Consider the following 12952-nt stretch of genomic DNA (forward strand, 5'->3'; position numbering starts at 1 on the left):
AATCCCGCCCCCGACCAGCCCTACTGCCTACCGCCTACCGCCTACCGCCTACCGCCTACTACTCACGCCCAAGCCCGCCGGAAGAAATCCACCCAGTTGCGATACATGATGCCCTCAACATCGGCATCGCTGTAGCCGCGGGATTTGAGGATTTCTCCCAGTTTGTACAGATCGGCGATCGTCTCTAGGTCGTGGGGGGATTGTTCCTTGCCGAACCCGCCGTCCAGGTCCGAGCCGATGCCGCAGTGGTTGGCGTTGCCGGCGATTTGGCAGATGTGGTCGATGTGGTCCGCTAATGTCGACAACGTACACGCGTCGCTCGGTTGTGTGACGCCGATGACCCAGCCGGGTTGGATCATCCAGGCATCCATGGCGGCGCCGATGACTGAACCGCGCTCGATCAGGGCTTTGATTTGCTCATCCGTCAATTGCCGGTCGGCGTCGACCAGTGCGCGGCAATTGTGGTGGCTGGCCAAGACCGGGCCTTCGAAGATGTCCAGTGCTTCCCAAAAGGATTGATCCGCCAAGTGCGTGGCGTCCAGCAACATGCCGACGGCATCCATCGCTTTGAGCAGCGCCGGTCCGTCTGCTTTCAGGCCTCCTTTACTGCCGGTGCCGAAACAATACGGGTTTTCGCCGTAATGCGCGGGGCCCAAAATCCGTAGACCCAACTCATACCAGTGGTGAATCTGTTCCGGATTTTGAACCGGCTGGCTCCCCTCCATGCTCAGGATGTAGCCCATCGGCAGCTCATCCGTGTCGCCGCTTTCCCACTGGGCGACGTGCGCATCGAGAGTCGCTGCGTCGGTGATCGGCCGCAGCACGCCCCGTTCGACCATCGCTTGGTAATACGCCATTTGGCCGCGAGCAGCTCCATAGTCCGCTTCGCGGGACTGGTAAAACGTTCGCACCGCATCTTTGCGATGCAGCCGGGCGATCAGCGTCGAGATGGTGAGAAAGACATTGCCTTTCCGTAACTCCGTCCAGGAAACGGTGTTTTCACCCGGTACGATGTCCGTGAATTGACGCTCGAACTTGCGAATCTCGCTGACCGGCAGCATCAAATCGCGATTGAATTCCAGAGCATTCCAAGCCATATCCAGGTGGGCGTCGAAAATCAACATTTTGCTGAGGGCCTTCTATTCGCTTCGTGGTGGGAATTTTGGTGGAGGTCACCCGGCAACGGCTTTCGCCGGGTGAGATACCACTTTAACGCGCATGCGAAATGGTTGAAATGCAGGCGACCGACAATCGTAGCGTTTGGCACGCCGTCGGTTTGGGAAATGGCCGGCGACAGTGACGCATCACCGTGCGAATTCTTTACTCCGCTCGCTTTCCTCACCGGTAGTTCACCGTTTATGCTGATATGGTTATTGGTCTATCCGAACTGGTTATCAATCGAACAACGACGAGGTTACCCCATGCACCGCGCTTTCGTCCCGTTTTGTACGCTCATTATTTTGACTGTCGTCAGCAGCGCCGTCCTAGGAGACGAAACTGAGAAACCGTTACGGCGGGATTATACGATCCCCGTGGTCGATTTGGCCGGCGAGACCGAGCGGCAAGTCGTCGTGGACCGTGAGCCGGGGCAATATTTGGGACATCCGACGACGGTGCTGTTGGAAGACAATCAGACCATGATTTGCGTCTATCCCCAGGGGCATGGCCGTGGCGCGATTGTGATGAAACGCTCGAACGATGGCGGATTGACCTGGTCGGAGCGTCTGCCTGTGCCGGAAAACTGGTCGACATCAAAAGAAGTTCCCACGATCCATCGCGTGATCGACAAGCAAGGCGTCAAACGGTTGATTATGTTTTCGGGACTACACCCGATTCGCATGGCGGTCTCTGAAGATGACGGCGCCAGTTGGAGTCCGCTGAGACCGATCGGTGATTTTGGCGGAATCGTCACCATGTCCTGCGTGGGCCGTTTGGCCAATGGCGACTACATGGCGCTGTTTCATGACGACGGTCGTTTTCTCCGTAAGGACTCCAAACAAACCAAACCAGTGCAGTTCCATTTGTATAAAACCGTCAGCAGCGACGGAGGTTTGACTTGGAGCCAACCAGAAGTGATTGCCCAACACCCACAAGCGCATCTGTGCGAACCGGGTTGGATTCGTTCGCCTGATGGGAAACAGATCGCCGTGTTGCTGCGGGAAAATAGCCGCACACTGAATTCGTTCGTCATCTTCTCCGACGACGAAGGTCAGACTTGGAGCAAGCCGCGACAACTTCCGGCGGCATTGACCGGCGACCGGCATACGGGGCGTTATACGCCCGACGGACGGTTGTTCATCTCGTTCCGCGACACCACACACGAGAGTCCCACCAAAGGGGATTGGGTTGGCTGGGTCGGAACGTACGACGACATCGTCAACGGAACCGAAGGGCAATACCGTGTGCGGTTGATGGACAATCATCGCGGAGCCGACTGTGCCTACCCCGCCGTTGAATTGCTGCCCGATGGCACGTTTGTCACCACCACGTACGGTCATTGGGAAAAAGGCAAGAAGCCTTATATCGTCAGCGTTCGTTTCACCATGGACGAACTCGACGCGAAGGCCAAAAAATAATCCGCCCGCGAATTCCGCCAATTCATCCCTCAGCCCCCGGCTTTGCCGGGGGGGAAATGACCCATCCGCGTTACCCCCCGGCGGAGCCGGGGGCTGAGGGGGGGTGTTATTTCACCATTGCCAGGAATTCGTCTTCGGTCAGCACCGGGACGCCCAGGCTGGTCGCCTTGTCGAGTTTGCTGCCCGCTTTTTCGCCGGCGACGACGTAGTCGGTCTTCTTCGAGACGCTACCGGCCGCCTTTCCGCCATGATTGCGGATCAACTCCTTGATCTCGTCGCGCGTGAATTTTGTCAGCGTGCCGGTGACGACGATCGTTTTCCCGTCGAAAACCAAATCACCTTCCACGGTTTCTTGCGCTTCGACTGGTTCGCCGAAGTTCAATCCAAACCCCCGCAACTCCTCAACAATGCAGCGGCCGACTTCGGAATGGAAAAACTGGGACACAGCTGCGGCGATGACCGGGCCGATCTCATCGACTTCGGCCAACTGTTCCTCGGTTTGCTGCATGATTTCATCCAACGTGCCGAACCGTCGCATCAAGACCTGCGACGTGTTCGTGCCGACATGGCGAATATTCAAGCCCGTCAGCAGCCGCCAGAGCGGTTGCGTCTTGGAACCTTCGATGGCGGCGAGCAGGTTGTCGACTGATTTTTCTCCCATCCGTTCCAGCGCGAGCAGTTCTTCGCGGCGGTCAGACAAACGATACACATCGGTCAGGCTCGTCAACAGCTTTGCCGCTAGCAATTGTTCGATCAGTTTGATGCCCAAGCCCTCGATATCCATCGCTGCCCGCGAGGCGAAGAACCGTAAGGTTTCGCGCAATTGCGCGGGGCAATCGGGGTTGGGGCAACGGACGTAGACACCTCCCTCGTCTTGCACCGCCGGTGTCTCGCAAACAGGGCAATTCTTGGGGAATGGGAATTCCTCTTCGGTCCCATCGCGACGGTCTTCCTCGACACGGACGACGTGCGGAATGATCTTGCCCGCTTTTTCGACCACAACCCAGTCGCCGATACGAACACCCAACCGTTCGACTTCGTCCCGATTGTGCAAACTGGCTCGCGAGACGGTCGTCAGATCGATTTCCACCGGTTTGAGATGCGCTACGGGTGTCAGCGCGCCGGTCTTGCCGACTTGCACGTCGATGCTTTCAATCTGCGTGACCGCTTCGTACTTCTCCCACTTGTAAGCCAAAATCCAGCGCGGGCTTTTGCTGGTCCGCCCCAATTCCTCCTGGACTTCCCGGTCGTTGACCTTGAGCACAATGCCGTCGACTTCAAAATCCAACGAGTGTAAGTTCTCAATGAATGTTTCACATTGGGTCAGCGCCACATCGAGGAACGGGCATAGCGTGACGCCGGGAGTGGTGGGAATGCCCCAATTGCGGATGGCGGTGAGGAACTCCATCTGCGTGGGGAATTCAACGCCTTCCACATACCCCGCTCCATGAGCAAAAAACCGCAGCTTGCGTTGGATGGCGATCTTGGGATCGAGCAACTTCAGCGCGCCGGCGGCGGAATTGCGGGGATTGATGAAGACTTGCTCACCGGCTTGGGCCTGCGCGGCTTTGATGTGCGCGAAGTCGGGATTACTGATGAAGACCTCGCCACGCACCTCGAGCACGGGGGGAGGATTGTCTCCCCGCAGCCGCAGCGGGACGCCTCGTAAAATGCGGGCATTGTGCGTGATGTCATCCCCCTGCCGCCCATCGCCACGGGTGACACCTTGCACCAACAGACCATTTTCGTAAATCAGCGAAATGGCCACACCGTCGATTTTGTACTCCGCTACATAGGCCAAATCGTCGTCACTGCCGAGCAGTTTTTTGAGGCGCGTGTCGAAATCGCGCACAGCGTCGACATCATAGACATTGTCGATCGACAACATCGGCTCTCGATGCTCGACCGTGTTGAACCCGGCAATCGGTTCGCCGCCCACCTTGTGCGAAGGGCTGTCGGGCGTGTCGAATTCGGGGTGTTGTTGTTCGAGCGTTTCGAGTTGCTTGAGCAGTTTGTCGAATTCGCGGTCCGGAATTTCCGGGCGTGCCTCGACATAATACAAGTAGCTATGCCGCCGCAATTCGTCGCGGAGCTTTTCGATTTGCTTTTGAACTTTGGCAGACATGGCGGGCAGCGCTATGGGAGAAGGGGTTGACCGGAAGGGCGAGACTTCCGCCGGGCCGCTAGAGAGGAAACCGTTTGGGTAGCGCGCGGCTCAGCGGGAGCTTCGCCCTCCCGCCCAGCGAAATTGCGCGGTGTTCAATCGGTGCATTTGTTCATGATCGGCACCATGCAGAGAAATTTCATCGGAGCATCGCCCGTATTGCGAAACTGGTGCACCTCGTCAGAGACGACGTAGATGCAGTCGCCGGCAGCGATCGAATGTTCGGTCTCCCCTTCGTAGACTCGTCCGTTGCCTTCGAGCACATAGACTTCATGTTCGTAGGGATGATTGTGCTTGGGGGTTTCGCCTCCCGGTTCGAGTTCGAACATTCGCATGGCGAAATTGGGAGCTCCATCGTCTTCGCCGATCAACCACCGCACCTTGGCGCCGACGGCCCCTTCCATCTCGACCGGGGTTTGTGTGATCGCTTCGTGATTGCGAACTTTCATGATTCGGGCCCTTTCGTGGAGGTTTCCGCTTCAGGCGGGTTGGTGATAGTCATGCGGTTTTCTCGCAAAGTATGAAGCCGGTCGACGGTCATGGCCAGAAAACCGAGCGTCAAGATGGCTCCCACTTCGACACCGATCAGAATTCCGGCATAGGCATTGAGGAATTTCGCCACCGGCGCACGGGGGTCGCTGAGCGTCGCCATCGTAACGGCTAGAATTGTGATCGCAAACAATGTCCCAGCGACGATCGTCAGAGGGAAAAAAATGTTGTTGCGGGGCGGGGTCTCAGGCATCGTTTTAAACTCGGCCGTGTTGAGAAAACAGGGGATCGCTATAGCGGAATTATAGGTACTCTTGTGGGTCGCCGCGAGTTCAAGGTCAGGCATTTCGCTTGCGATCATCAGCACAGATCGGTAGGACGGTAGGGAGACCGCTATCAAAAACGACTCCTCGATTCTCCGATACTGAGTTTCGATACCGCTGATTCTACACCGATTTCACGGATCTGCCCATGTCCCCCCAGGATGCCGCTCTGCACGACCCCACCGCTTTGGCCGGAATCGGCAATCTGGAGGTCGTGGCCAAACGGATCGTCGAGGGATTCATGATGGGGCAACACCTCAGCCCCCACAAAGGCTCCAGCGTGGAATTTGTGGAGCATCGGCAATATCACCCCGGCGATGAAGTCCGGCACATTGATTGGCGGGCTTATGGAAAGACCAAGCGGTATTTCGTCAAAGAGTATGAAGACGAAACCAATCTCCGCTGTCGACTGATCGTCGATTGCTCCGGCAGCATGGCGTATGCGGGCAAGACGCTCAGCAAACTCGCCTATGCTCGACAATTAGCGGCCGCTTTGGGATATCTGTTGCTGCTACAGCGCGATGCTGTGGGTTGGGTGACGTTCGACACGAAGATTCGGGACAACATCGAACCATCCGCCAAGCCGCAGGCATTCCCGCAACTCGTACAATCATTGAGTCACGTTGTTCCGGGGGGCGAAACCAGTCTAGGGTCGGTGCTGGAAAGGATCGTCCCGACGCTCAGCCGTCGCAGCTTGGTGGTCCTACTGAGCGATTGCTTTGACGATCTCGACGCTTTATCCCGCGCGCTGCGACAATTTCGGCACGCGCGGCACGAAGTGCTACTGTTTCATATTGTCGCCCCCGAAGAGGAAGATTTCCCCTTCAGCCGCCCCACACAATTCCGCGACTTGGAAGGCACCCATTCACCGCAATTGGTCGACCCCCATCGCCTGCGTTCGCACTATTTGACCAAGTACCGAGAATTCTGCAACGAGCTGCGAGGTCTCTCGACTGGAATCGGTGTCGATTATTGCCCATTCACCACAGCAATGCCCTACGCCCGCGCCTTAGGGGCTTATCTGGATGCCCGTGCGCGCGTGACCAAAGGGCGGCGTTAGAACGGGCGTTGGTCCGGTTAATGAAAAACTCCGGGGTGGCCGCGATAGCTCTGCTATCGGGGCGGGCGCAGCCCGCAAGAATCCGCAATTTCCGCGATCTTAAACAAGCAGAGTCTGTTGGTAGGGACAGCTGAAATTGCTGCTTCTTGTGCCTACAGCACACCGATTGCCGTTGGCAATCGCTGCCACCCGATGACTGCCAAACACCCATCCCCAACCAACTCTACTGGCTACTAGCTACCGCCAACTCTTCCTGGCCACCGGCCACTAGTCCCCCCCCCGGACTCCTCTTTACCCACTGAGCAATCTGTGCCAACATCCGCCCATGCTTGTCAATTCCACAAATTTGGTACTGTTGTTCGTCGTCTGCGGCAGTCTCGTTGCAGTGCTGTTGATCAATGCGCTGCGACTGCGGCGGCGGGACGGTGGTGCTTCGGTTGATTCGAACCTTGAGAATCCAGACACGCAAGTACTCGATATAAAAACACCGGGACCTGCTTTGTGGCGGCGGACAATCTTGATCGCTCTGCTGGGCACCGGCATGGTATTGCTGCTGCCGATCGCCGCGGCCTTGCATGCTGCAGAACCGGTGGCGGCGAATCGCGTGGAGGCGTTTGTGCGGACGTTGGTTTTTCTGGCTCCGTTACTGTTGTGCGTTTTCTATGGCTGCCGGTTTGGGCGACCGGATGTGAAGTGAGACGACCATGTGGACAACTTTCTTGATCCTCTGTTGTGGAATTCCGGCAGCGGTCTGTTGGATGATCGTCGTTGAGGAATACCTCATTACCGGCCGTCGCATCACGCGTGCCCGTTTGGTTCAACGTGGGCGAAAAATCTTCGGGGCGGGACTGATCTCCCAGCCTGCATCCCTTGCACACGCATTCGGCGGGGCATTTCGGCTCTTTGCTTGGACGGCGGCGCTGGGGAGTGTGTTGGCCGAAATGATGTCCGCTTGGCCAGCGTCCCAGGGGATCGCCGTTTGGCTGGTTGTCGCGTGCGGCGGATTGGAAATCGTACGTTACCTTCCGGTGGTGGGGAGTTGCGGGGAATTCTCAGCGCTGCTCCGCACCATGACCACCTGGTTGACAATGGTCTGCGCACTGGCCGGTCTGGGATTTTTGTTCGGTAGTTATAATCTTGCCAATATTGCAAATGTCCAAGCGCAAGCGGGATCCTGGGTGGCAATCGTTCAACCGTTGGGATGTGCGGTGTTTTTGCTTGCGGTAGGAGTTCTGTGTCTGAGCCGGGCCGATCCTCCGCAGGAGATCGAATTGATTGTGCATCTCCAGTGCATCGTCTTGGCGCTGTTGACGATCGGGCTGTTCGGCGGAGGCTGGTATTTCTGGGGAATCACGACGTACACTACCGACGACACTTTCACTACGGCCGCCGTGGTTTTGCGGGCGATGGTGGTAGCCGTCAAATTGGCGGCTGTTTTGTGCGGGTTGGCATGGTTGCGGACAAAATGTGCGGCACGGCAAACGTCTGATGTCGAGAACATCGCCGGAAACTTATTGCTGGCGGTGGCGGGGACGAATTTGATGATCGCGTTGACCACCGAAACGTGGTTACGTCCCGATGACTTCATGACGCGCGGGTTGTTGTCATGGATCGTTGCCGGCGGGATGATCACCTACGGGTTGATGTTTCACCGCACGCACGTAACCGCGCTGTGGAAAGGCATGGTTGTCGACAAAACAGAAACCGGCTGTTAGCCCCTGTTTGTTTAAGAGCGGGACGTGATCGAGCGCCTGTCGCGTCCCCAGGTGAGGATTTTTCCAGGGATTCACGGATGAGCGTGCAAGGACTGCCGATAACGACGTTGATCGTCTGCGGACTGGGGGCTGGGGGAGTCGCTCTGCTGCTAATACAGCGCAAACCCGCACCGCGCCGCACGGGAACCGCTATCGCCATCATCGCCTTGGCCGTCCTGTTGAGCCTATTCCCACTCACCAGCGGCGATTCTCTCATCGCGATCTCGTCGTCGTTTATTTCGACGCTCTCCTTTCTGGTTCCAGCCGGTTGTGGATTGGTGGCTACCATTGCCGTCATTACCAGCCGCAGTCGTCGCCGTGGGCTGGCTTGGTTTGTTGTTGCGGTGTTGGCCAATACAGTACTGCTTTTTGTCGGCGGCACGGTGATCGTCGGTGTGATGAACCTCATCGTCAACGTGGGATTCCTCGGAACCTTGCTCCTCTTTGCCGCCGTTTCGGAGACGAACGACGAATCGCCCCCCGAATCGTCTTGGGGAATCACCGGGCTCGCCTGTGCGGTCTCGGCTTTGTTATTCACAGGACTACTCAGTGCACTGCCACCCGCCGTCTCTACAGAACCGCCCCGCGCGACAGCTATCGCAGATTCCTCCAGTCGATTTGGCTGGAGTGACTTGGGACGTTCGCTGTTGTTCGATCACGGCATCAGCCTGACCGTTGTCAGTCTGCTGTTGATGATCGCCATGGTAACCGTGTCGCGTATGATGACGGGCGGACCTTCGGAGCCGACGGCGCAACCTGCGGAGGGCACAGCGGCATGACAATCGATCCGGCGATGTTGCACAATCTGCTCGTGTTCGCGATGTTTCAGTTCGTCGCAGGAACTCTTTGCGTGATCTGTCGGCGGAGTATGTTCCACTTGCTTTTGGGGGGACAAATCATGCTGCAAGGTACGTGCGTCGCCCTTGCTGCGCTTAGTGCATCGCGGGAAGATGTCAGCGGCGCTGCTTGGTTATTCCTCATCGGGGGCCTGGCCACTGCTCAAACCGTCGTGGCAGTGACATTTTTTCGGGTCCTGTCCCGCCGCCGCACAATCGAAACTGTAACCGGGCATCCACAGGAAGATTGCCGCGCGTGATCCACGTTAGTCTCATTTCGACATTTTTTATTCCACTCACGACTTGCGTGGTCGTGTTGCTGGGGGGATTACTGCGCATGCCCCGCGCCTGCCGGGCGCTCGCCGGTCTCGGTGGACTGGCAACCTCAGCCGCCGGCGCAAGCTTGTTGTATGTCACGTCGCAACAATCGGAACCGTTGCAAGTGGTCGTGGGCGAATGGTTTTCCCTGCCGGGACAAATCCCGTTCACCGTCTCGCTGTCACTGGTTGCCGACCACACGACCGCATGGCTGATTTTTATCGTCACGGTAGTTGGCGGGCTGATTGTTCTGCATGCGGCAATGGGGCCTTCAACGGCAGCCACGGATTGGTGCCGGTTGTGTCTGCTTTCAGGTGCTGTCAGCGTGACCGTCTTGTTGCTGGCCTCCGAGAATTTTCTGCAATTGATTGTGGCCTGGCAATTGCTGGCCGTCGCTGTGTGCGGCTTAGCGGGTGAAGCAGGGGCCGATTTGCGGCGTCGCATGGCCGTGCGAAAATCCGCGCTAGTGCTTTCAGTCGGCGGGTGTGGATTGCTGATCGCAGCGTGCATTTTGTGGGGGACGACGGGAACGTTGGAAAGCGCGCAGCTATTGGCCGCTATTCAAAATCGAGATTTCACCAGTCAGGAGACAATCGCCGGGATCGGCATCTTGGTGGCGGCCATTGCGGGTTGCGCACAGTTTCCGCTGTGGGTTTGGTTGCCCGATGCGGGTGAAGAATCCCCCATAGTGGCGGCTTGTTTGCAATGTGTGGGCAGCGGCGTCGCCGGGATTTCTCTGTTGCTACGCTTCGAAACGTTTCTCGCGCACATACCCAACGGATTGTTGGTGGTGGCCGCTATCGGCAGCGGGACGGCACTGGCCGCCGGGTGGATCGCCGCCACGCTCACGTCACGTGCACGACTTCTCGCCTTTGTTACGATTGCGTACTTGGGATTGATTTGGCTGGCTGTGGGAACCGGCGCGCCGGATGGTATCGCGGTCGCCGGGATGCAGTTGGCCATCCTCTCGACCGGCATGGCAGTTATTTGTCTGGCGACTGGCCGCTCTCGCATTGAAAAAACAGTCGCTCTTTGCGCGACCGTCGGGCTGTGTGGAGTTCCCCTGCTGTCGGGTTTTTGGAGCCTGACAGCGATTCTTTCCCTCGTCCGCAATGCGGGTGTTGTCGCCGACGCAACAACATCAACATGGTGGTCGGTATTTTTCTGGTGTGCGGTGGGGGCGATTTTTTTCACGACGGTCGGCCTGTTCCGATTACTGTGGCCCTCAGCTGTCCACGACGCAGCCATGCGCGAGAATCATGCAAAGGCAGCGCCCCCGACTTGGCCTCAACACGGCGTGTTGCTGCTGCTCGCCGGGGCGACCTTGGCCGCGGGTGCGGTGCTTGGTCCGTTGACTGGATGGCTGAACAATTATCTATTGCCCGGCGTCGCGCCGATGAGTGAGGATCGCTTTGTACAAACCATCCTCACCGCGACTGTTGTGGGCGGCGTCATCACGGCGTGGCTAGCGCGCGTTGCCGATAGTCGTCTTCCCACCCCGGTCGCGCGCCTCTTGCGACCATTCACGACTTTGGGAAGCCGCGAATTCTATTTGCGTGACTATTACTTCTTGGGCGTCGCTCTGCCGTTACGCGCCGGGTCGTTGCTCTGCCGGTTTGTGGATTGGTTTTTTATTGATCGCATACTCATCGGCACATTTGCGAGACTGCCGGTCAGATTCGCGAAGTCCGCGCAGTCGCTGCAAAACGGCTTGATACAGTTTTATGCCTTGATGATCGTGGCAGCAGTGGCCATGATTTTCGCGGTCGTTCTCTGGTCCGGCACCGGCGTGCGCTGACCATCCCTTCTGGCGTCGCCTGAAATGATTTGATGTCCGACTTAGTCTCTTCACTCGTCCTGCTCCCACTGGCCGGTACCATCGCCGTGCTCGTTGGGGGGCGTGCGCGCCCGCGGGCGGCGCAGGGGATAGCGACCGGCTTCACCATAGCAACATTGGCGGCAACGCTCTGGATCGCCGTTACCTATGATCCACTGGCCGTCGACACACATTCGACATCCAGTTCATTATTCTTTCCACCCACATGGCACGTCGATGGTATCAACGTTTGGTTGCTGGTCTTAACGGCCTTGCTGACCTATGCCGCTGTATTGATCACCGTCATCCGCGCCCATCCACGGATTGATTTGTATTTGGCATGCCTGCTCATTCTGGAAGCGGGTCTGCTGGGAGTCTTTGTGACGGACAATCTTCTGTGGTTGTTTCTCTGTTGGGAAGTGACGCGGGTGTCTCTGTTTTTTTTGATCGGCGGTTGGGGGGGAACCGATCGACGGCCGGCGGCAATCAAGTTCTTTTTGTTTACGCTCGTCGGCAGCGGTTTGACGTTTGCCGGTTGCGGGCTGCTAGTGCTTTCGCACCACTGGATGTCGGGCAGCGCGGAATTCACGTTGAATCTGCAGCAATTGGTCACGGAATTGCCACAACTCGCGGCGGCCAGTTCCGAAAACGCTCAGTATTGGGCCGGGATTGAATTGTGGCTGTTTGCGGCGATTGGTTTGGGCTTTGCGATTCATGTGCCATTGTTTCCACTGCATATTTGGTTGCAGGATGCCGCAGTCGAAGCGCCGACGGCGGGACTGTTGATGCTATGCGGCGCTTGGATAAAAATCGGCCTCTATGGCTGGTTGCGATTGTTATTGCCGCTGTTTCCCGGACTGTGCGGCGACCTCTCCGGATATTTTCTCTGGCCGGCCGCTATTGGTGCGATCTATGGCGTGATGCTGGCGCTGGTGCAGGATGACCTCAAGCGCTTAACGGCAAACTTGACGGTGAGTTACGCCAGCTTTTCGGTACTGGGACTGTTTTCAAGCACCGTGATCGGCATCAACGGCAGCCTGTTGGCACTGTGTAGTCATGGGTTGTCGCTGGGAATCGTGATCTGTGTGACCAGCGCGTTGTTCACGCGGTATCGCACGCGAGAAGCCGAGGCGTTTAGCGGATTTGCGAGTCGGTATCCTCGCTTGGCAGGCGTGACGTTCATTGGCGTCGCTTCTCTGATTGCGTTGCCGTTGACCAGTGGATTTATCGCGACAGCCACAGTCTCCATGGGCGTCGTGGAGATTCATCCGGGGTTTGCGATCACTGGTCTAGTGGCGCTTGTGCTGTGCACGTGGTGTTTCTTGCGAGTCATGCAACGCGTGTTTGGGGGAACGTTTCGCGAACCGGTCATCGATCATCCCTCCTGGACGCCGCAAGAGACCATCACCCAGGCGATTCGCGGAGATTTGAATCTGCGAGAAATGGCGGCTGTGTTGCCGCTGATCATCGCAGTATTGTGCATCGGCGTGGCGCCGCAAATTTTCTTCAGCCGCACCGATACGGCCGTGTCGCAAATTGTCGCACAGCAACAGTCGCTGCCTGCTGCCGTCGTACGCATTGATGACCGCAACTTAGATCGCTAAAGGGGGGGAGGC

12 protein-coding genes are annotated in these 12952 nt (G+C 57.6%); 8 read left to right on the plus strand and 4 right to left on the minus strand.

Annotated elements, in window-relative coordinates; all coding sequences use genetic code 11:
- Window positions 1-62 precede the first annotated feature (62 nt).
- Complete coding sequence (locus CA54_RS05825; RefSeq protein WP_146369888.1) at window positions 63-1124, minus strand: dipeptidase; 1062 nt, start codon at window positions 1122-1124, stop codon at window positions 63-65.
- Between the two features lie 297 nt (window positions 1125-1421).
- Between CA54_RS05825 and CA54_RS05830 the strand changes: the two genes are divergently transcribed.
- The gene (locus tag CA54_RS05830; protein WP_146369889.1) at window positions 1422-2576 is read left to right on the plus strand and encodes a sialidase family protein; all 1155 of its coding nucleotides are present in this window, start codon (window positions 1422-1424) and stop codon (window positions 2574-2576) included.
- A 106-nt stretch (window positions 2577-2682) separates the two neighbouring features.
- Here the strand turns inward: CA54_RS05830 and ligA are convergent, their stop codons facing one another.
- The 3 genes from ligA to CA54_RS05845 form a co-directional block, all read right to left on the minus strand.
- Window positions 2683-4701, minus strand: a complete 2019-nt coding sequence (gene ligA / locus CA54_RS05835; protein ID WP_146369890.1) for an NAD-dependent DNA ligase LigA — start codon at window positions 4699-4701, stop codon at window positions 2683-2685.
- A 134-nt stretch (window positions 4702-4835) separates the two neighbouring features.
- Window positions 4836-5189, minus strand: a complete 354-nt coding sequence (locus CA54_RS05840; protein ID WP_145374251.1) for a cupin domain-containing protein — start codon at window positions 5187-5189, stop codon at window positions 4836-4838.
- On the minus strand, window positions 5186-5575 hold the full coding sequence (locus tag CA54_RS05845) for a hypothetical protein (RefSeq protein WP_146369891.1): 390 nt from the start codon (window positions 5573-5575) through the stop codon (window positions 5186-5188). Before CA54_RS05845 ends, CA54_RS05840 begins: the two co-directional genes overlap by 4 nt.
- Window positions 5576-5700: 125 nt before the next feature.
- Here CA54_RS05845 and CA54_RS05850 point away from each other — a divergent pair, with 125 nt between their 5' ends.
- The 7 genes from CA54_RS05850 to CA54_RS05880 all read left to right on the plus strand — a co-directional run bounded on the left by CA54_RS05850 (window position 5701) and on the right by CA54_RS05880 (window position 12940).
- A complete protein-coding gene (locus CA54_RS05850; protein WP_146369892.1) occupies window positions 5701-6612 on the plus strand; it encodes a DUF58 domain-containing protein in 912 nt (303 codons plus the stop codon).
- A gap of 325 nt (window positions 6613-6937) precedes the next feature.
- Entirely contained in the window at window positions 6938-7309 is a 372-nt protein-coding gene (locus tag CA54_RS05855) for a hypothetical protein (RefSeq protein WP_146369893.1), read from the plus strand.
- Window positions 7310-7316: 7 nt separating this feature from the next.
- Window positions 7317-8327 carry a hypothetical protein gene (locus CA54_RS05860; protein ID WP_146369894.1) on the plus strand — a complete coding sequence of 337 codons (1011 nt, stop codon included), beginning with the start codon at window positions 7317-7319 and terminating at the stop codon, window positions 8325-8327.
- A 77-nt stretch (window positions 8328-8404) separates the two neighbouring features.
- Complete coding sequence (locus CA54_RS05865; protein WP_197532226.1) at window positions 8405-9145, plus strand: NADH-quinone oxidoreductase subunit J; 741 nt, start codon at window positions 8405-8407, stop codon at window positions 9143-9145.
- Complete coding sequence (locus CA54_RS05870) at window positions 9142-9462, plus strand: NADH-quinone oxidoreductase subunit NuoK (protein ID WP_146369896.1); 321 nt, start codon at window positions 9142-9144, stop codon at window positions 9460-9462. Before CA54_RS05865 ends, CA54_RS05870 begins: the two co-directional genes overlap by 4 nt.
- Window positions 9459-11318, plus strand: coding sequence for a proton-conducting transporter transmembrane domain-containing protein (locus CA54_RS05875; protein WP_146369897.1), 1860 nt, complete (start codon window positions 9459-9461; stop codon window positions 11316-11318). Before CA54_RS05870 ends, CA54_RS05875 begins: the two co-directional genes overlap by 4 nt.
- Window positions 11319-11350: 32 nt before the next feature.
- Window positions 11351-12940 carry a complex I subunit 4 family protein gene (locus CA54_RS05880; protein WP_146369898.1) on the plus strand — a complete coding sequence of 530 codons (1590 nt, stop codon included), beginning with the start codon at window positions 11351-11353 and terminating at the stop codon, window positions 12938-12940.
- The last annotated feature ends 12 nt before the right edge of the window (window positions 12941-12952 follow it).

Origin of the sequence: Symmachiella macrocystis, from assembly GCF_007860075.1 — a bacterium.
Lineage (GTDB): Bacteria > Planctomycetota > Planctomycetia > Planctomycetales > Planctomycetaceae > Symmachiella > Symmachiella macrocystis.

What these genes read in the sequence shown, in the direction of transcription:
- CA54_RS05825 (WP_146369888.1), bottom strand. Translation starts at nt 1,124, where the DNA reads ATGTTGATTTTCGACGCCCACCTGGATATGGCTTGGAATGCTCTGGAA.
- CA54_RS05830 (WP_146369889.1), top strand. Translation starts at nt 1,422, where the DNA reads ATGCACCGCGCTTTCGTCCCGTTTTGTACGCTCATTATTTTGACTGTC.
- ligA (WP_146369890.1), bottom strand. Translation starts at nt 4,701, where the DNA reads ATGTCTGCCAAAGTTCAAAAGCAAATCGAAAAGCTCCGCGACGAATTG.
- CA54_RS05840 (WP_145374251.1), bottom strand. Translation starts at nt 5,189, where the DNA reads ATGAAAGTTCGCAATCACGAAGCGATCACACAAACCCCGGTCGAGATG.
- CA54_RS05845 (WP_146369891.1), bottom strand. Translation starts at nt 5,575, where the DNA reads ATGCCTGACCTTGAACTCGCGGCGACCCACAAGAGTACCTATAATTCC.
- CA54_RS05850 (WP_146369892.1), top strand. Translation starts at nt 5,701, where the DNA reads ATGTCCCCCCAGGATGCCGCTCTGCACGACCCCACCGCTTTGGCCGGA.
- CA54_RS05855 (WP_146369893.1), top strand. Translation starts at nt 6,938, where the DNA reads ATGCTTGTCAATTCCACAAATTTGGTACTGTTGTTCGTCGTCTGCGGC.
- CA54_RS05860 (WP_146369894.1), top strand. Translation starts at nt 7,317, where the DNA reads ATGTGGACAACTTTCTTGATCCTCTGTTGTGGAATTCCGGCAGCGGTC.
- CA54_RS05865 (WP_197532226.1), top strand. Translation starts at nt 8,405, where the DNA reads ATGAGCGTGCAAGGACTGCCGATAACGACGTTGATCGTCTGCGGACTG.
- CA54_RS05870 (WP_146369896.1), top strand. Translation starts at nt 9,142, where the DNA reads ATGACAATCGATCCGGCGATGTTGCACAATCTGCTCGTGTTCGCGATG.
- CA54_RS05880 (WP_146369898.1), top strand. Translation starts at nt 11,351, where the DNA reads ATGTCCGACTTAGTCTCTTCACTCGTCCTGCTCCCACTGGCCGGTACC.